General features: G+C 73.9%; 17 protein-coding genes. 9 read left to right on the forward strand and 8 right to left on the reverse strand.

Annotated features, from left to right (window positions below; translation table 11 throughout):
- Nucleotides 1–96: 96 nt before the first annotated feature.
- Nucleotides 97–480 carry a cold-shock protein gene (locus ACFWOG_RS20855; RefSeq protein WP_329948958.1) on the reverse strand — a complete coding sequence of 128 codons (384 nt, stop codon included), beginning with the start codon at nucleotides 478–480 and terminating at the stop codon, nucleotides 97–99.
- A gap of 470 nt (nucleotides 481–950) precedes the next feature.
- On the opposite strand from ACFWOG_RS20855, the gene ACFWOG_RS20860 reads away from it, so the two are divergent.
- Complete coding sequence (locus ACFWOG_RS20860) at nucleotides 951–1,187, forward strand: hypothetical protein (protein WP_329877088.1); 237 nt, start codon at nucleotides 951–953, stop codon at nucleotides 1,185–1,187.
- 37 nt (nucleotides 1,188–1,224) lie between these two features.
- On the opposite strand, the gene ACFWOG_RS20865 is transcribed toward ACFWOG_RS20860, so the two are convergent.
- Nucleotides 1,225–1,854, reverse strand: coding sequence for an HAD family hydrolase (locus ACFWOG_RS20865; RefSeq protein ID WP_380360157.1), 630 nt, complete (start codon nucleotides 1,852–1,854; stop codon nucleotides 1,225–1,227).
- Nucleotides 1,855–1,968: 114 nt separating this feature from the next.
- Here ACFWOG_RS20865 and ACFWOG_RS20870 point away from each other — a divergent pair, with 114 nt between their 5' ends.
- From ACFWOG_RS20870 to ACFWOG_RS20885, 4 genes are all read left to right on the forward strand, one after another.
- Nucleotides 1,969–2,997, forward strand: a complete 1,029-nt coding sequence (locus ACFWOG_RS20870) for an iron ABC transporter permease (protein ID WP_329877092.1) — start codon at nucleotides 1,969–1,971, stop codon at nucleotides 2,995–2,997.
- Nucleotides 2,994–4,040, forward strand: a complete 1,047-nt coding sequence (locus tag ACFWOG_RS20875) for a FecCD family ABC transporter permease (RefSeq protein ID WP_380360159.1) — start codon at nucleotides 2,994–2,996, stop codon at nucleotides 4,038–4,040. Before ACFWOG_RS20870 ends, ACFWOG_RS20875 begins: the two co-directional genes overlap by 4 nt.
- Nucleotides 4,040–4,921, forward strand: coding sequence for an ABC transporter ATP-binding protein (locus tag ACFWOG_RS20880; protein WP_380360161.1), 882 nt, complete (start codon nucleotides 4,040–4,042; stop codon nucleotides 4,919–4,921). Before ACFWOG_RS20875 ends, ACFWOG_RS20880 begins: the two co-directional genes overlap by 1 nt.
- A gap of 72 nt (nucleotides 4,922–4,993) precedes the next feature.
- On the forward strand, nucleotides 4,994–5,980 hold the full coding sequence (locus ACFWOG_RS20885) for an iron-siderophore ABC transporter substrate-binding protein (RefSeq protein WP_329948961.1): 987 nt from the start codon (nucleotides 4,994–4,996) through the stop codon (nucleotides 5,978–5,980).
- 119 nt (nucleotides 5,981–6,099) lie between these two features.
- Here the strand turns inward: ACFWOG_RS20885 and ACFWOG_RS20890 are convergent, their stop codons facing one another.
- The gene (locus ACFWOG_RS20890; protein ID WP_380360163.1) at nucleotides 6,100–6,828 is read right to left on the reverse strand and encodes a hypothetical protein; all 729 of its coding nucleotides are present in this window, start codon (nucleotides 6,826–6,828) and stop codon (nucleotides 6,100–6,102) included.
- Between the two features lie 565 nt (nucleotides 6,829–7,393).
- Here ACFWOG_RS20890 and ACFWOG_RS20895 point away from each other — a divergent pair.
- The gene (locus tag ACFWOG_RS20895; protein ID WP_329948963.1) at nucleotides 7,394–9,898 is read left to right on the forward strand and encodes a helicase C-terminal domain-containing protein; all 2,505 of its coding nucleotides are present in this window, start codon (nucleotides 7,394–7,396) and stop codon (nucleotides 9,896–9,898) included.
- 109 nt (nucleotides 9,899–10,007) lie between these two features.
- Here the strand turns inward: ACFWOG_RS20895 and ACFWOG_RS20900 are convergent, their stop codons facing one another.
- Entirely contained in the window at nucleotides 10,008–10,274 is a 267-nt protein-coding gene (locus tag ACFWOG_RS20900; protein ID WP_329877105.1) for a hypothetical protein, read from the reverse strand.
- A gap of 136 nt (nucleotides 10,275–10,410) precedes the next feature.
- Here ACFWOG_RS20900 and ACFWOG_RS20905 point away from each other — a divergent pair, with 136 nt between their 5' ends.
- Both ACFWOG_RS20905 and ACFWOG_RS20910 read left to right on the forward strand, forming a co-directional pair.
- On the forward strand, nucleotides 10,411–10,815 hold the full coding sequence (locus ACFWOG_RS20905) for a hypothetical protein (RefSeq protein WP_329948964.1): 405 nt from the start codon (nucleotides 10,411–10,413) through the stop codon (nucleotides 10,813–10,815).
- An 82-nt stretch (nucleotides 10,816–10,897) separates the two neighbouring features.
- Nucleotides 10,898–12,535 (forward strand): DNA repair helicase XPB, encoded by a 1,638-nt coding sequence (locus ACFWOG_RS20910; protein ID WP_329877109.1) that lies wholly within the window; start codon nucleotides 10,898–10,900, stop codon nucleotides 12,533–12,535.
- Nucleotides 12,536–12,539: 4 nt separating this feature from the next.
- Here the strand turns inward: ACFWOG_RS20910 and ACFWOG_RS20915 are convergent, their stop codons facing one another.
- The 3 genes from ACFWOG_RS20915 to ACFWOG_RS20925 form a co-directional block, all read right to left on the reverse strand.
- Entirely contained in the window at nucleotides 12,540–13,166 is a 627-nt protein-coding gene (locus ACFWOG_RS20915; protein ID WP_329948965.1) for an RloB family protein, read from the reverse strand.
- Nucleotides 13,114–14,478 (reverse strand): ATP-binding protein, encoded by a 1,365-nt coding sequence (locus ACFWOG_RS20920; protein WP_329948966.1) that lies wholly within the window; start codon nucleotides 14,476–14,478, stop codon nucleotides 13,114–13,116. Before ACFWOG_RS20920 ends, ACFWOG_RS20915 begins: the two co-directional genes overlap by 53 nt.
- Before the next feature lie 97 nt (nucleotides 14,479–14,575).
- Nucleotides 14,576–14,761, reverse strand: a complete 186-nt coding sequence (locus tag ACFWOG_RS20925) for a hypothetical protein (protein ID WP_329948967.1) — start codon at nucleotides 14,759–14,761, stop codon at nucleotides 14,576–14,578.
- A 289-nt stretch (nucleotides 14,762–15,050) separates the two neighbouring features.
- On the opposite strand from ACFWOG_RS20925, the gene ACFWOG_RS20930 reads away from it, so the two are divergent.
- Nucleotides 15,051–17,102, forward strand: a complete 2,052-nt coding sequence (locus ACFWOG_RS20930; RefSeq protein WP_329948968.1) for an AAA family ATPase — start codon at nucleotides 15,051–15,053, stop codon at nucleotides 17,100–17,102.
- A 137-nt stretch (nucleotides 17,103–17,239) separates the two neighbouring features.
- On the opposite strand, the gene ACFWOG_RS20935 is transcribed toward ACFWOG_RS20930, so the two are convergent.
- A complete protein-coding gene (locus ACFWOG_RS20935) occupies nucleotides 17,240–17,926 on the reverse strand; it encodes a copper homeostasis protein CutC (protein WP_329948969.1) in 687 nt (228 codons plus the stop codon).
- Nucleotides 17,927–18,138 lie beyond the last annotated feature (212 nt).

Raw genomic sequence — 18,138 nt, forward strand, 5'->3', positions numbered from 1 at the left:
ACGCCCGGAGCTCCCCCGACGCTCCGCACGGCCGGGCCCCGCACTCCCCGGGGCCCGTGTTCTCCGGGCCCCGCGATCTCCGGGGCCCGGGACGCCCTACACGTCGAACTGTTCCGCCACCCCGCGCAGCAGCACCGCCAGCTTCTGCCCGGCCGGCTTGGCCGGGTAGCGGCCGTGCTGGAGACCGGGCAGCACCGCGTCCATCATCGTGATGAGGTCCTGGACGAGCGCCGCCATGTCGTCGGGGCTCTTCCGCTGGGCGGCGGCCACCGACGGCAGCGCCTCCAGCAGCTGGACCTGCATCGCCTGGTCGCCGCGGTGACCGGCGACCACGCCGAACTCGACCCGCTGGCCCGGCTTCAGCGACGTGATACCGGCGGGCAGCGCCTTGGTGTGGACGAAGACGTCGCCGCCGTCGTCGCGCGACAGGAAGCCGAAGCCCTTCGTCTCGTTGAACCACTTGACCTGGCCGGTGGGCATCTCGAACAGTCCTCGATATGGGTGTGAGGGATCCTCGGCCCTGGCCGGGGATCACGGGGTGGTGGGTGGGCGGACCGACCTTGGGGGGACGCGCCGACGAGGCGCGTACGGTCAGCACGCTGTAGAGAGCAGACTAACGGTCCGTCACTGTCTCATCCGCGTTCCGCGAAAGATCCGTACGGAGCTCCGGCGACCGCGGGCGACCGGGTACCGGCATGGCCGGGGCGCGGCTCGGCGCTTTCCACAGGCTCACACCCCCGGTCCAAGAGAGCGGGGCGCACGGGTGCGCCCCTCGGCACAGCCTGCATACCCCCGCCCAACAGGGATCAAAACTCCCAGCGCCCGGAAAACTGCGCAACGTGACGGGACCGCCGGTCCGCGGAACGACCCCGCAGGCCGGCGCCGGGGCGACGGCCTGCGGGCCTCTGCGAGACTGGGGCGACAGCCGACCCCGCAGAGGAGCAAGCCCAGTGAGCAGCCAGAGCGCCGACCGCGGCGATGCCTACGTCAAGGCCGGAGCGATCGTCTTCGGGCTCGGGGCGCTCGCCACCCTGGTGACCTTCGTCCCGCTCTTCCTCGATCTGACGCCGCTGCCGTCGGCCGCGTACTGGCTGAGCATGCTGATGCCGCTGGGTTTCCTGCTCGCCCTGAGCGGGCTGCTGCTCTCCGCGCGGGACCAGCGCAGGCGGGCGCGCGCCGGGGCCTGACGACCCCGGGCGGGCGCGCCCCGGCGGTGGTCCGCCGTCAGCGCCCCGCGAGGTGCCCGGCCAGCCACGCCGGGAACTCGGTGAGGTCGGCGAGCACCACGTCCGCGCCCGCCGCCAGCAGCTCCGCCGCGCTGTACGGACCGGTGGCCACGCCGACCGCGACCGCGTCCGCGTGCCGGGCGCCCCGGATGTCGTCGAGGTGGTCGCCGACGTAGACGCCGGCGCCGTGCTCGCGCAGCGCGTCGCCCTTGGTCTCCGCCCAGAGGTCCCCGACCAGCGCGTCCGCGTGCAGACCGGCGTGGTCGAGGTGGAGCCGGGCGTTCGGCTCGTACTTGCCGGTGATCACGGCGACCCGGCCGCCGTACGAGCGGACCGCGTCGACGGCGGCGTGTGCGCCGGGCAGCGCGACGGTCGGGGCGAAGGCGTGGTCCCGGTAGAGCGTGCGGTACCGGTCCGCGACCGCGTCCAGGCCCTCCTCCGGGAACCAGTTGCGGAGCTCGTCCAGGAGCGGCGGCCCGAGCCGGGTGACCACCAGGTCGGCGTCGATGTAGGTGTCGGTCTCGGCGGAGAGCGCCAGGTAGGTGGCCCGGATGCCGGGCCGGGTGTCCAGCAGCGTCATATCGAGGTCGAAACCGACGGTGAGCGGGGCGTCCGGGGTCGCAGGCATGCCGCCAGGCTATCCAACCCTCCGGAGCGGGCCCCGGGAGCCGTCGGACCGGACGATTTGCCCCGGCTTCTCCGTGGAACTTAGGTTTGCCTGAGCTATCGGCGAGAGAGAGCCATGACCGACACCACCGCGCCCGGCAAGCAGCGACTGCTGCGCCGCCGAATACTCTGGCTCGCCGCCGCACTGACCGTGCTGGTCGCCGCGGCGCTGCTGAGCCTCGCGGTCGGCAGCCGCACCATCCCCTTCGGCGAGACCGTCGACGCCCTGCTGCACGGCGGGGACACCACCAACGCCGTCGTCGTCCGCGAGCTGCGGGTGCCGCGGACGGTGGTCGGCCTCGCGGTCGGCGCGGCGCTCGGTCTGGCCGGCGCCGTCATGCAGGGCATCACCCGCAACCCCATCGCCGACCCGGGCATCCTCGGCGTCAGCCAGGGCGCGGCGGCCGGTGTCGTGGTGGCGATCTCGGCGTTCGGGATCTCCACGCTCACCGGGTACGTCTGGTTCGGCTTCGCCGGCGCGGTGGTCGCCACCGTCCTCGTGTACGGGCTGGCGGGCCGCGGCCGGGGCGGGGCGACCCCGATCAAGCTGGCGCTGGCCGGCTCCGCGATGTCCGCGTTCATCGCCTCGCTCAACACGCTCGTCCTCACCACCGACGCGGCCGCGATGGACCAGTTCCGGTTCTGGCACGTCGGCTCGCTGTCCGGCCGCACCTCCGACGTGGCCTGGCAGCTGCTGCCGTTCCTGCTGGTCGGCACGGTGCTGGTGTTCTCGGTGGCGCGCGGGCTGGACGCGCTGGCGCTCGGCGACGACACCGCCAAGGGGCTCGGCGCCAGGACCGGGACGGTCCGGGCCGTCGGCGCGCTCGGCGCGACCGTGCTGACCGGTTCGGCGGTCGCCGCGGCCGGCCCGATCGCCTTCGTCGGCCTGGCCGTGCCGCACGCCGCCCGGGCGGTCGCCGGCGCCGACCACCGCTGGGTGCTCACCTTCTCCGCCGTGCTCGGCCCGGCGCTGCTGCTGCTCGCCGACGCGTTCGGCCGGGTCCTCTTCCCGCCGTCCGAGGTGCCGGCCGGGGTGATGACCGCGCTGGTCGGGGTGCCGGTGCTGGTCGTACTGGTCCGGCGGCGGAAGGTGGTCGCGGCATGAGCGCCGTCTCCCTGCCCGGCTACACCGTGCTGCGCGCCGGGCGGGCCTCGTTCCTCCTGCACCGGCGCTCGGCCGCCGCCGTCCTGGGCCTGCTGCTGGTGCTGGCCGCCACCGTCGTCGCCTCGCTCTGCCTGGGCGAGTCCACCGTCGCGCCGGGCGAGGTGGTGAAGGTGGTGCTGGGGCGGCCCAGCCCGCACGAGCTGGTGGTCGGCGAGTTCCGGCTGCCCCGGGTGGTGGTGGGCCTGCTGGTCGGCACCGCCCTCGGCCTGGCCGGCGCGCTCGTCCAGACCGTCGCCCGCAACCCGCTGGCCAGCCCCGACGTGGTCGGCGTCTCCTGGGGCGCGACGGCGACGGTGGTCGGCCTGATGGCGTACGGCGTGGTCGGCTCCGCCGGCGAGGTGCCGTACGCGGCGGTGGGCGGCGGACTGGCCGCCGGCCTGCTGGTGTACCTGCTGGCCTGGCGGCGGGGGCTGCACGCGCAGCGTTTCGTCCTGATCGGCATCGGCATCTCGGTCGCGCTCTCCTCCCTCACCTCCGTCTTCCTCACCAAGGGCGACGGCTTCCAGGCGCAGGCCGCCAAGGTGTGGATGACCGGCAGCCTCAACGGCTCCGGCTACGACCAGGCGGGCCCGCTCGGCTGGGTGCTGCTCGCCGCCCTGCCGGCGGCGCTCTGGGCGGCGCGGGCGCAGCGGTCGATCTCCTTCGACGACACCACCGCCGTCGGGCTGGGCCTGCGGCTGGACCGGATCCGGCTCGGCATGGCGCTGCTCGGCATCGTGCTCGCCTCCTGCGCGGCGGGAGCGGCCGGCCCGGTGGACTTCGTCGCGCTGATGGCCCCGCAGATCGCGCTGCGGCTGGCCCGCTCGGCGCAGATCCCGCTGTTCTGCTCGGCGCTGACCGGTGCGCTGGTCGTCGTGCTGGCCGACCTGGTGGCGCGGCGGTTGCTGGCGCCCACCGAACTGCCGGTCGGCGTGGTGACCGGGCTGGTCGGCGCGCCGTACCTGATGTGGTTGCTGATCCGTTCCCGTCGTGGAGGTTCCTGATGTCCGCTGACGCGGTGTCCGCCGAGCCCGGCTCCGGTCCGTCCGGCTCCTGCCCGTCCGGCTCCGACCGGCCGGAGCCCTTCCACCGGCTCGAAGCGCGGGGCCTGACCCTCGCCTACGAGACCCGCACCGTCGCCGAGGGGCTCGACCTGCGGATCCCGGACGGGAAGGTCACGGTGATCGTCGGACCGAACGCCTGCGGCAAGTCCACCCTGCTGCGCGCGCTCGGCCGGCTGCTGAAGCCGACCCGCGGCGCGGTGCTGCTGGACGGCGAGGAGCTGGCGCGCGTCCCCACCAAGAGGATCGCCCGACGGATCGGGCTGCTCCCGCAGTCGCCGACCGCACCCGAGGGCATCGCCGTGGCCGACCTGGTCTCGCGCGGTCGCCAGCCGCACCAGAGCTGGTGGCAGCAGTGGTCGGCGGAGGACGAGACCGCCGTCACCGAGGCGCTGGAGCGGACCTCCACCGCCGACCTGTCCGAGCGCGGCGTGGACGAGCTGTCGGGCGGGCAGCGCCAGCGGGTCTGGATCGCGATGGCCCTCGCCCAGGGCACCGACATCCTGCTGCTGGACGAGCCGACCACCTTCCTGGACATCGCGCACCAGGTGGAGGTGCTGGACCTGGTCCGCCGGCTGAACGTGGAGCGCGGGCGGACAGTCGTCGCCGTACTGCACGACCTCAACCAGGCCGCCCGGTACGCGGACCACCTGGTCGCCATGCGGGACGGGCGGATCGTCGCCCAGGGACCGCCGGCGGAGGTGGTGACGGCGGAGCTGGTGCGCGAGGTGTTCGGGCTGGACTCCGTCGTCGTGCCGGACCCCGTGACGGGGACCCCGCTGGTGGTGCCGGGCGCGCCGTGGACGGCCACGAAGGACGCATAGCGCCGGTTTACCATCCAATTCGGACATAATCGACGGGTTGCCGCCCCGCCCCGATCCGTCCGAGGACCGCCGATGCCTCCGATCACCCGCCGCGCCCTGCTCACCGCACTCGGCGGGCTCGGTGGCGCCGCCCTCTGCGGCTGCACCACGCGGCACCCCTCGCCGCCACCCGTCGACGGCACCGCCATCGCCGAGTCGGCCACTCCCGCGCCGGTGCCGGACGTCGTCGTGACCACCGCCACGGGGCCGGTGACCGTGCCGGGCGCACCGCTGCGGGTCGTCACCCTGGACACCGCCGAGCTGGACTCCGCGCTCACCCTCGGCATCACCCCGGTCGGCTCGGCCCGGCCCGCGGCGGACCCGTCCTTCCCCGACTACTGGCCCGCGTCCCGGCTCGCCCCGATCGCCACCGTCGGTGCCACCGGCGACCCTGACCTCGCCGCGATCCGAGCGCTGCGGCCGGACCTCATCCTCTCCAACCAGAGCCGGGACGGCGGCCGGTACGAAGCACTGCGGGCGATCGCCCCGACCGTCCTCACCCAGACCACCGGCGCGCCCTGGAAGGCCAACGTCCAGACCCACGCCCAGGCGCTGAGCCGGCAGGACGCGGCCGCGGCGTTCGCGGCCTCCTACCAGCGGCACGTCAACCAGGTGGTGACGGCACTGGGGAACGCCAGAACGGGCGGCCGGAAGGTCAGCCTGGTCCGCTTCGTCGAGGGCGGGGGCATCCGGCTGTACGGGAAGCAGAGCTTCCCCGGGTCGGTCCTGACCGACGCCCAGGTGGGGCGGCCGGACGCGCAGAACGTCGAACAGGGCGACATGGAGATCCCGGCGGACCAACTCGCCAAGGCCGACGGCGACCTGCTGCTGTACGCGACCTACGGCGACCCGGACCGGGCCGGGACGACGGCCGCGCTGGCGAGCCCGGCCTGGCAGGCGCTCGGCGCGGTCCGGGCCCACCGCGCGTTCCCGGTCGACGACCAGCTCTGGTTCCAGGGCATCGGCTACACCGGCGCCAACTACGTCCTGACCGAGCTGCAGCACTTCCTGGGGGCCTGAGGCCGGGCGTCCGAGGCCGGGCGCCTGAGGCCGGGCGTCCGAGGGAGCGGCGAGCCGGAGCGGTCGGCCGCCCGGCCCTCACCAGGCGCACACGGCCGGTTGCCACGGCCGGGAGGGCCCTACTGGCCGGGTGCGGCCGTGCGGCGGCGCCGGACGGACATGGCCAGCAGGAAGACGGCCGACAGCACCGCCGCCAGCCGCAGCACGCCTGGGGCGGCGCTCCACACGGCGTCGGTGGCCTGCTGGCCCGGTTCCAGACCGGTGCCCCAACGCCCCTGGGCCCGGCCCCAGAACCAGAGGGAGCTGCCGCTGACCGTCATCAGCGGGATGCCGAAGACGGCCAGCTTGCGGGCGAAGTCGCCCAGCTGGCGGGACAGGTAGCCGAGCGCCCAGCCCACCAGCATGGCGATCAGCTGACCGGTGACGGCGCCACCCACCAGGACGGCGGCGGCGAGCAGCAGCAGCGGTGCGGGACGGCGGCCGGCCGTCGCACCGGCCTTCGGCGGCGGCGCCGGGTCCCCGGCGGCGGGCGCGGGCTCGCGGCCCTTCGCCTTGCCCTTCCGCGCCTTGCCGGCCTTCCCCCTGCCCTTCTCCGCCCCGGCCTTCCCGGGTCCGGGGTCAACCGGCGGCCCGGTCCCCCCGCCCGCGGGGGCGGCGTCCGAGGCGTCCGCCGCGGCGTCGCCCTGCGCGGTCCGCTGTTCGGGGATCGGCTTGTCGGGCGCCGCCGGACCCGCCGGCCCCTCCCCGAAGTCGATCGACACGTAGTCCCAGTCGCCCGTGCTCATCGCCCGGTACGGGGCGGGGAGCGCGTCGGGGTCGCCGGGCGCCCCCTCCACCTGCTTCGCCACCCACGGCGAGTCCCCACCGAAGGAGGACGGGGACGGGGCCGGGACCGACGGCCGCGCGGCGGGCGGGGTGGGCGGGGTGGGCGGACCGGAAGCCGCGGACGGCGCGGAAGGCGGCGCGGAAGGCGGGGCGGCGGGGCGTGGCGGCGTCGAGGGGCGCGGAGGCGCGTCGGGCGCCGCCTCCTGGGCGTACACGCTGTCGCCGTCCCCACCTCCGGCCGGGCCCGCCGTACCCTCCGAGCCCGGCGGCTCGCTCCAGGGCCCCTGCTTGCGCCACCACTCGCCGTCCGACATCCCCACCACACCCCGCCTTGCCCGAACCCGTACCGGAACCCGTCCCCGTCCCCGTCCCCGTTGCCCGTGACGGTACCCACCCGCCGTCCCACCACGCGAGCCGGACCGCACGTCCTCCCGCGTCGAACCGCGCCGAACCGCGCCGAACCGCGCCGGACCGCGCGGCACGACACCGAACCACCCGCGTCCGCACCCGAACGGCACCGGAACCGGCCCCCACCACCCGCTCTCCGCCCATCCCCCACCCCGCCCCGGCGCGACTAACCTAGGTCGAATGACCACACAGCAGGGCTCCCAACGCCAGGCCAAGTCCGCCGCCGGCCCCCGCACCCTCGCGGAGGAACTCCGTACCCGGCCCGACGACGACCTCGCCACCCTGCTCCGGTCCCGCCCCGACCTGCTCAACCCCGTGCCCGGCGACCTCACCCAGCTCGCCGCCCGGCTCTCCTCCCGCGCCTCCGCCCTGCGCGCCCTGGAGCGGCTGGACCGGTTCACCCTGCAAGTCGCCGAGGCCCTCGCCGCCCTCCCGGACGGCGCCACCCCGACCGCCGTCCGCACCCTGCTCGCCGGACCGGCGAAGGTGAAGCCGCACCCCGGCGCCACCCCGCTGACCGCCGGCGACCGCTCGGCCGTCGCCGCCGAGCTGCCCCGCGCGCTCGCCACCCTGCGCGACCGCGCCCTGCTCTGGGGCCCGGACAACGGCCTGCGCCTGGTCATCGCCGCCCGTGAGGCGCTCGCGCCGACCGCCGCCAACCCGGGGCGCACCGGCCTCGGTCCGACCTTCGCCGAGGCGAGCACCGGCATGTCCCCGGCCCGGCTCCAGCAGCTGCTCGCCTCCGCCGGACAGCCCGCGACGGCCGACCCGGTCTCCGCCGTCGCCGGATTCACCGCGCTGCTCACCGACCGCACCCGCTGCGACGACCTGCTCGCCACCGCCCCCGAACCGGCACTGCGGCTGCTGGAACGACTGGTCTGGGGCCCGCCCACCGGCACCGTCCCGGACGCCACCCGCCCCGTCACCGCCGCGGACGCGCAGAGCCCGGTGGAGTGGCTGCTCGCCCGCGGCCTGCTGCTGCCCACCAGCCCGGGCAGCGTCGTCCTGCCGCGCGAACTCGCCCTCCACCTGCGCGGCGGGCGCTCGCACCGCACCGTCGAACCGCTCCAGCCCGAACCGTCACCCGCCGCTCCACCGCGCGATCCACAGGCTGTGGACAACGCCGCCGCCGGACAGGCCCACACCGCCGTCCGGACCGTCGAGGAACTGCTCGACCACTGGGGCCTCACCCCGCCGCCGACCCTGCGGGCCGGCGGCCTCGGCGTCCGCGACCTCAAGCGCACCGCGCAGACCCTGGAGACCACCGAGCAGCTCGCCTCCTTCTGGATCGAACTCGCCCACACCGCCGGGCTGCTGGCCCCGGACGGCGAGGCCGACGAGCGCTGGGCACCCACCCCCGCCTACGACGACTGGCTCCACCTCGGCACCGCCGCACGCTGGACCGTCCTCGCCCGGGCCTGGCTCACCGCCACCCGCGTCCCCGCCCTCGCCGGCACCGCCGACAGCAAGGGCAAGCCGCGCGCCGCCCTCGGACCGGAGCTGGACCGCACCCTCGCCCCGTCCGTCCGCCGCGCCGCCCTCGCCCTGCTCGCCGAACTGCCGCCCGGCACCCCGGCCACCGCCGACGAGCTGCTGCCCACCCTGCGGTGGCAGCGCCCGCTGCGCGGCGGACCGACCGCCCCCGACGGCCGCGACCTGCGCGACGACCTCGCCACCTGGACCCTCGCCGAGGCCGAACTCCTCGGCATCACCGGCCGTGGCGCCCTCGCCGCCCCCGCCCGTGCGCTGCTCACCGCCGAGGCCGACCCCGCCGGGGTGCTGGCCCCGCTGCTGCCCCGGCCGCTGGACCACGTCATCCTCCAGCCCGACCTCACCGCGGTCGCCCCCGGGCCGCTGCTCACCCCGCTCGCCCACGCGCTCGCGCTCTGCGCCGACATCGAGTCCAAGGGCGGCGCCACCGTCTACCGCTTCACCCCCACGTCGGTCCGCCGCGCGCTCGACGCCGGTCGCAGCGCCGCCGACCTGCGGGCCTTCCTGGAGCAGCACTCCCGGACGCCCGTCCCGCAGCCGCTCGGCTACCTGATCGACGACGTCGCCCGCCGGCACGGCATCCTGCGGGTCGGCGCCGCCTCCTCGTACCTGCGCTGCGACGACCCCGCGCTGCTCAACGAGGTGCTCGCCGACCGCCGCTCCGTCGACCTGCGCCTGCGGCTGCTCGCCCCCACCGTGCTGGCCTCGCAGGCGCCGCCCGACGCCCTCCTCGCCGCGCTGCGCACCATGGGCTACGCGCCGGCCGCCGAGTCCGCCGAGGGCGACGTGCTGATCACCCGCCCCGACAGCCACCGCACCCCGCCCCGGACGGCTCCCGTGCCCGTCCCGGACGGCCCGCCCGCACCGGACGACACGCTGCTCGCCGCAGCGATCAAGGCGATCCGGGCCGGCGACCGCGCCGCGACCGCCGCCCGCCGCGAACCGGCCGCCACCGACGGCCGCCAACTCCCGCGCACGGCCGCGGCCGAGACGCTCGCCTCGCTCCAGACGGCGGTCCTGCTCGGCGAACGGATGTGGATCGGCTACCTCAACGCCGAGGGCCTCGCCAGCCAGCGGATCATCGACCCGGTCAAGGTCGAAGGCGGCTTCGTCACCGCCTTCGACCACCACGACGGCGAGCTGCGCACCTTCGCGCTGCACCGGATCACCGGCGTGGCCGAACTCGACGAGTAGCCACCGGCCCGGCGGCGAGCCGGTGCCGGTCCGGACCGCACCCGGCCCGGACCACATGCACCCGGCTCGGACCGGGCCGAGGAACGGCCGGCGGAAGGACGGTGCGCGGTCAGTGCGCCTGCTGCTGCGCCGCCTGCTCTCCCTGCTTCTCCTTCATCGCCTTGTCCGCCATGGCGGCGAGGTCACCCTGCCCGATCGGCATCACGGAGTTGGCACCGGCCAGGTCCGCGAGCAGGAACGCGGGCGCCGCGAGCGGACCGCCGGGCCCCTCGCCGATGCCCGCCAGGGCGTGCGCGGAGGTGGCCGAGGAGGCGGTGGCGGCGAAGGCCGTACCGGCCAGGGCGAGAGCGGTGAGGACGCGCTTCGACGTGTTCATACCCGAATCAACGAGCCGCCCCGGCCCGGGTCACCCCCGGCCCCGCTCCCGCTCCTCCCCCGCCCCGCTGAGCCGCATTTGACGCGCACCGTCCGGCGGCGTAGTCCGGAGGAGGGGGACGACGGAAGGAGCCATCATGCTCGGCGATCCGATCGGCGAAACGAAGGGCCAGGACATCGGTCGACGCGTCCTCGCCGCCGAGGAAGGACACGTCGTCGTCGAGGTCTCGTTCGAGGGCAGCGGCGACTACTACGGCACTCCGGTCAAGGGGTTCGGCACCTACGAGTCCGAGCTGCGCGCCGACGGCACGCTCCGCGGCGAGGGCCAGGGGGTCGACATGACCTCCGACGGCCAGACGATCAGCTGGCACGGCATCGGCATCGGCCACTTCACCGAGGGCGGCGGCACCAGCTGGCGCGGATCGCTCTTCTTCTCCACCGCGTCACCGCAGTTCGAGCGCCTCAACGGCATCGTGGGGCTCTTCGAGTACGAGGTCGCCCCGGACGGGAAGTCCACCGGCAAGTACCACGAATGGAAGTAGCCTCCCGACCACGCGGCCGGATGAGCGACACTGGAGGGTCTGCGTCCCTGCAGACCTGTCAGCCAGTGGAGGGCTTCCCCGCGTGAACGACGGACCACTCATCGTCCAGAGCGACAAAACTCTTCTCCTGGAGATCGACCACCCGAAGGCCGCCGACTGCCGGCGCGCCGTCGCGCCGTTCGCCGAGCTGGAGCGTGCGCCCGAGCACGTGCACACCTACCGCATCACCCCGCTCGGGCTGTGGAACGCGCGTGCCGCCGGCCACGACGCCGAACAGGTGGTCGACGCCCTGGTCAAGTACTCCCGCTACCCGGTGCCGCACGCGCTGCTGGTCGACGTGGCCGACACCATGGCCCGGTACGGGCGGCTCCGGCTCAGCAAGCACCCCACCCACGGCCTGGTGCTCACCAGCACCGACCGCCCGGTGCTGGAGGAGGTGCTGCGTTCCAAGAAGATCGCCCCGCTGGTCGGTGCCCGGGTCGACCCCGACACCGTCGTCGTCCACCCCTCCGAGCGCGGCCAGATCAAGCAGATGCTGCTCAAGCTCGGCTGGCCCGCCGAGGACCACGCCGGCTACGTCGACGGGGAGGCCCACCCCATCGAGCTGGACGAGAACGGCTGGCAGCTGCGCCCCTACCAGGCCCAGGCCGTCGAGGGCTTCTGGCACGGCGGATCGGGCGTGGTCGTGCTGCCCTGCGGCGCCGGGAAGACCCTGGTCGGCGCCGCGGCGATGGCGTACGCCAAGTCGACCACGCTGATCCTGGTCACCAACACCGTCTCGGCCCGCCAGTGGAAGCACGAACTGGTCAAGCGGACCTCGCTCACCGAGGACGAGATCGGCGAGTACAGCGGCACCAGGAAGGAGATCCGCCCGGTCACCATCGCCACCTACCAGGTGATGACCACCAAGCGGAAGGGCGTCTACGCCCACCTCGAACTCTTCGACGCCCGCAACTGGGGCCTGGTCGTCTACGACGAGGTCCACCTGCTGCCGGCGCCGGTCTTCAAGTTCACCGCCGACCTCCAGGCCCGCCGCAGGCTCGGCCTGACCGCCACCCTGGTCCGCGAGGACGGCCGCGAGGGCGACGTCTTCTCGCTCATCGGGCCCAAGCGCTTCGACGCACCGTGGAAGGAGATCGAGGCGCAGGGCTACATCGCGCCGGCCGACTGCTGCGAGGTCCGGGTCACCCTGACCGACTCCGAGCGGCTCGCCTACGCCACCGCCGAACCCGAGGAGCGCTACCGCTTCTGCGCGACCACCGCGACCAAGCGCCGCGTGGTGGAGGCGCTGGTCAAGAAGCACGAGAAGGACCAGACGCTGATCATCGGGCAGTACATCGACCAGCTCGACGAGCTCGGCGAGACCCTGGACGCCCCCGTGATCAAGGGCGAGACCAGCAACGCCCAGCGCGAGAAGCTGTTCGACGCGTTCCGCAACAAGGAGATCAGCGTCCTGGTCGTCTCCAAGGTCGCCAACTTCTCCATCGACCTGCCCGAGGCGACCGTCGCCATCCAGGTGTCCGGCACGTTCGGCTCCCGCCAGGAGGAGGCCCAGCGCCTCGGCCGCGTCCTGCGACCGAAGGCCGACGGCCACTCGGCCCACTTCTACTCCGTGGTCGCCCGCGACACCGTCGACCAGGACTTCGCGGCCCACCGCCAGCGGTTCCTGGCCGAGCAGGGCTACGCCTACCGCATCATCGACGCGGACGACGTGCTGTGACCGGTCACGGCCGGTAGTCCAGGGCGTCCAGCAGACCACCCACCGAGGTGCACGGATTGCTGACGCACCAGCACTCGATCTGCCCGTCCGGCTGCTCGTGCCGGGCGTGCAGATCGAGTGCCGCGGCGCGGGCCTTGACGGTCAGGCCCCTGACGTCGTCGAAGGCGAACTCCTTCCTCTTGGGGTCGTACCCCTTGAGGACCTTCGCCAGTTCCCTGGCTGCCTGGTGGCTCTGCAGGTACGCCCGGCCCCGGTCGAAGTGGAGCAGGAGCCAGAGCTCGAAACACGGCGAGGAGAGCGCGCACTTCACGCCCTTCTCGCGAGCGAGTCTCAGGGCCCGGTCGAGGGACGGTGCCTGCTGCGGGGCTTCGACGTCCAGCACGCACCACACCTCGTCGAACGACTCGTCCGCACGGGCAGCGTGGGCTATCGCGGAGTTGACGAGCGACCACGGCTCACCGTGCGTGTTGCCGATCTTCAACGAGATCGGCTTGCTCCGAAGGTCCTTGACGAGGCCGCGGAGGTAGATCTTCTCCGTGACCTCCCCCTCGCAGTAGACCAGGAAACGGCGCTCCTGCTCACGCGTGTTCGCGTTCTGCTTCTTCGTCCCGAGCGGCTTGCCCCGCCTCATCGACCCCACGCTTCGCCCCGATCCCCACCAGAAGCTCTTCGTCGAAGAAAGGTAGCGCACCGTAACGGCCTGCGAGGTAGCGCTTCTCAAGATTCTCGACACCGTCCCTGACCCTGAAGTCGACCAGTGCGGTCAGCTCCGTGGCCCCCGTACGGGCGTCCTTGGTCGCCAGGTAGACCTGGTCCCGGTGCAGGTTCGCCTCGCTGTGCGGGGCGAGCAGTGTCGCGTCATGCGTGTTGAAGAGGAGTTGGGCACCGCCTGTGTTCCACTCCCGGTTCTGGAAGAGTGCCACCAGGCGGGCAGCGAGATGCGGATGCAGCCGTGCGTCCAACTCGTCGACGACGAGGAGTGATCCGTCCTGCAGCGCGCCGACCACCGGTCCGAGCAGTCCGGCCCAGGTACGCGTGCCGTTCGACTCGTCGTGGAGATCGAGAGTCACGGGCCCGCCCTCCGCCGCGTGGACGAAGCCGATCTGGGGGGCCGGCTTCACGTCGAACGCCTCGTCCTCCGGAATCTCGGGAACCAGGACCCGCATGGCCGACCTCACCTGACGCACACGTTCGTCGTCCCACTCCTCCTCGGTGATCGAAAGATCGGTGATACCAAGGTCCGCGAACTGGAGCAGGCCCCTGAGCCTGTCGCGATATTCCTCCGATTTGTCCCACAACCTGCGCGTCTCCTGGATCCTCGCGCCGAAGTTCGCGTCGAGCGCAACCTTGAGCCCGCGGTGAAACCAGCGGTGGATTCGCCGCAGAATGTCATGGTTGTTTCCCGCCCCCGCCGACAGGTAGAGGCTGTTCGGCCGCACGACGTCCTCGATCAGCCGCCTTCGCCCCCGGAAGCTCGGCCCGTACGCGTAGCTCGACGTCCCGTCGTCGGCCACCGAACGCTCGAAGAGACGGCGTGGTCGCCCCTCCGGAAAGCTCCTGAGCCACTCCTCGCGCACCTGCCGGTCGTCCAGCTCGAAGCCGTACTCGAAGTGGACGCCGTCGAGCACGATGTCCACGGCGAACGCGGACGGCGCCGCCCGGCCCCCTGCGGTGAGCAGGAACGGGACACGCGACGTGCCACCGTCCGGCAGCCACCGGGCGTGCGATTCGAGGACCGCACGACGCATGTAGACGAGCGCCCGCAGCGCGTTGGACTTGCCTGACGCGTTGGCCCCGAGAATGGCGAGCGCCGGGAGCACGCGGACACCCGCCGAAGACGCCTCGGTCACCGCGATGTCGTCATGCTCGTCGGTGGCGACCAGGCTCAGCTCCTGCTCCTCCAGGAGCGACGCGTGGTTGGCCACCCGGAACCGCATCAGCATCGTTGGCCCTCCTCATCCATTCGATGGGGAGACTACCCAAATCAAACTGCCGAAATCTGCAAAGTTCCGCGAATTCAGGCTTCTGATTGCACTCTGCTCAGTACTTGACGCCGTCGCGCCCGAGGAGGACCACGCGCGTGGCGGTGTCGAGGGCGATGCCGACGTTGCGGACGGCGGTGGTCAGGGGGCTGCGGCGGCGGCCGGGGGTGCCGGTCGCGGTGGCGCCGGCGGGGGCGGACTGCTGGGACGGCACTCGGGGCGCCGTGATATGTACGGTGCTCATGGTTCAACGGTAGGTTCCGGACACGCCGGGCACATCACCCCAAAGGCCGCATCCGGCAGGACGGAGGTCGTCCTCCGGGAGTACGGAGGCCCCGAGGGATCCAGGAGCTGGAACCCGGAGGCGGACCGGACTAGGATCGTCCGTCTGCCCCCTCCCGAACCGTGGTACCTGCTGTAGTCGCGCAGGCAGCCGGGGGAGGCGCCGTCCGTTCGGCAACCGGTCGGCCGTACACACCGTGAGCTCCTACGATCCGCTGCGCCCGCCCGCGGGGCAGCCGGAAAGGTTCGCTGTGCCCGCCACCCCCACCACCGACCCCCTGCAGCGCGAACGCGACCACCTGGCGTCCTCCCGCGCCGCGCTGCGCGCGATGCGCGAGGACGTCGAGTCGCTGGACATCAGCGACGTGACCGGCACCTGGGTCACCGCCGTCGTGCTCCGGAACCAGATCGAGGCCCGGATCGCCTCCCTGGCCGACCTCTCGCACACCCCGCTCTTCTTCGGCCGCCTCGACTACCTCCACGCGATCAGCGAGGAGCTGTCCGAGGGCTCCGGCGGCGAGAGCTTCTACATCGGCCGCCGGCACGTGCACGACGCCGGCGGCGACCCCATGGTGATCGACTGGCGCGCGCCGGTCTCCCAGCCGTTCTACCGGGCCAGCCGGACCGACCCGCTGGACGTCGAGCGGCGCCGCCGGTTCGGCTACACCGGCGGCGAACTGACCGCGTACGAGGACGAGCACCTCACCGACCCGGCGGAGCACGACACCTCCTCCGCGCTGCTGGCCGCCGAGATCGAGAAGCCCCGCGTCGGCCCGATGCGCGACATCGTGGCCACCATCCAGCCGGAGCAGGACGAGATCGTCCGCGCCGACGTCTCCGGCACCCTCTGCGTCCAGGGCGCGCCCGGCACCGGGAAGACCGCCGTCGGCCTGCACCGGGTGGCGTACCTGCTGTACGCGCACCGCGAGCGGCTCGCGCGGACCGGCACGCTGGTGATCGGTCCGAACAACGCCTTCCTCTCCTACATCGAGCAGGTGCTGCCCGCGCTCGGCGAGGTGGACGTCGCCCAGGCGACCGTGCAGCAGCTGGTCGGACACGTCGAGGTACGGGGCGAGGACTCCGCCGAGGCGGCCCGGCTGAAGGGCGACGCCCGGATGGCCGAGGTGCTGCGCCGGGCGGTCCGGGCCGGCATCACCCTGCCCACCGAGCCCTGCGTGGTGGTCCGCGGCTCCCGCCGCTGGCGCGTCCCGGCGTACGAACTGATCGAGATCATCGAGGAGTTGAAGAGCCGCGACATCCGGTACGGCGCCGCCCGGGATGCCCTGCCGCAGCGGATCTCGCACGCCGTGCTGCTGAAGATGGAGCAGGGCGGCGAGGCCCCGGACGACCGGGTGCAGGACGCGGTGGCCCGCAACGCGGCGGTGAAGGCGGTGGTCAAGGAGTGCTGGCCGCTGGTGGAGCCGGCCAAGCTGGTGCTGCGCCTGCTCTCCGAGCCGGAGTTCCTCGCCGCGTGCGCGGACGGCCTGCTGACCGACGAGGAGCAGGCCGCCGTGCTGTGGCCGAAGCCGGGCCGCTCGGTGAGGACCGCCCGCTGGACGGCCGCCGACGCCGTCCTCGTCGACGAGGCGACCGACCTGGTGCAGCGCACGCCCTCGCTCGGCCACGTGGTCCTCGACGAGGCGCAGGACCTCTCGCCGATGCAGTACCGCGCGGTCGGCCGCCGCTGCTCCACCGGCTCGGCGACCGTGCTCGGCGACCTCGCCCAGGGCACCACCCCCTGGGCGACGGCGAGCTGGCCGGAGGCCCTGCACCACCTCGGCAAGCCGGGCGCCCACATCGAGGAGCTGACCAAGGGCTTCCGGGTGCCGGAGGAGGTCATCTCCTACGCGTCCCGGCTGCTGCCGGCGATCGCGCCCGGACTGGCCCCGGCCGGCTCGGTCCGCGACGCCCCGGGGTCGCTGATCGTCCGTCACGTCGACGGCGCGGAGCGGGTGGAGGCGGTGGTCGAGGCCTGCCGCCGGGCGCTGCTCAACGAGGGGTCGACCGGCCTGATCGCGGCGGACGCGCACGTCCCGCTGCTCGCGCAGGCCCTGGCGGCGGCCGGCCTGCCGCACCTCGCCCCGGGCACCGAGACCAGCGCGGAGGCCCGGCTGACGCTCGTCCCGGCCTCGCTGGCCAAGGGTCTGGAGTACGACTACGTGGTGCTCGACGAGCCGGCCGCGGTGATCGCCGGCGAGCCGGACGAGCGGACGGGCCTGCGGCGGCTGTACGTGTCGCTGACCCGTGCGGTCTCCGGCCTGGAGGTCCTGCACTCGGAGCCGCTGCCCGAGCAGCTGCGCTGACGGACGCGACGCCGGAGGACGGGGCACGGGGCACGGGGCGCCGGGTACCGGGCACCGACGGACCGCGCGACGGCGGACGGTGGCGCCACGACGGAGGGGCCGGCCCGTGGAGGGCCGGCCCCGGGCTCCGACGTGGTTCAGCCGCCGATCAGCGCCCGCCACTCGGCCACCTTGGCGGCGTCCACCGGCGACTGCCACCCGTCGACCCGCACCGCGCCGCCGACGTGGAAGGCGTCGAAGCCGGCCGCCAGCAGCCCGGCCAGGTGCTCGGCGCGCAGGCCGCCGCCGATCAGGATCCGCTGGGTGTAGCCGGGCTCGCCGGCGCGGGCCAGCTCGGCCAGCAGGACGTCCCGGCCCGCGTCCACGCCGCCGGCCGCGCCGGAGGTGAGGAAGGTGTCGAGTCCGGGCAGCGCGCCGACGGCCGCGCGCACGGCGGCCCGGTCGGCGCTGTGGTCGACCGCCCGGTGGAAGGTCCACCGGCAGCCGGCCACCGCGTCGGCGACGGCCTCGGTGGCGGCGAGGTCGACGCCGCCGTCGGCGTCGAGGAAGCCGAAGACGAACTCGTCGGCGCCCTCGGCCCGGAGGGCGGCGGCGCGGGCGCGCAGCTCGTCCAGGTCTCCGGGCGCGAAGCCGTCGCGCAGGCGCAGCATGACGCGCAGCGGCAGCTCCACGGCGTCGCGGATCTTGGCGAAGTCCTCGACCGAGGGGGTCAGCCCGTCGGCGGCCATGTCCGTGACCAGTTCGAGCCGGTCGGCGCCGCCCGACTCGGCGGCCTGGGCGTCCTGGGGCGTCAGCGCGATGACTTCGAAAATTGGTCTAGACATATCAGACAGCCTGCCACATCGGGCAGCGCCCGGCGAGCCCCGTGCAGCCACCCGGAGCACCGAATCCACCCGCCCCTTCCGGCAACCGCGTCCACCGCACCCGCCCGGCGACGGCGCGACCGGCCCCGGCCCCGGCCCCGGACAGACCGAACGGCCCCGACCGCGACGACGAACGTGTCGGCGGTGATACGCTCGGCTCCCACCTGCACCAC

It is taken from the genome of Kitasatospora sp. NPDC058406 (assembly GCF_042722765.1).
Lineage (GTDB): Bacteria > Actinomycetota > Actinomycetes > Streptomycetales > Streptomycetaceae > Kitasatospora.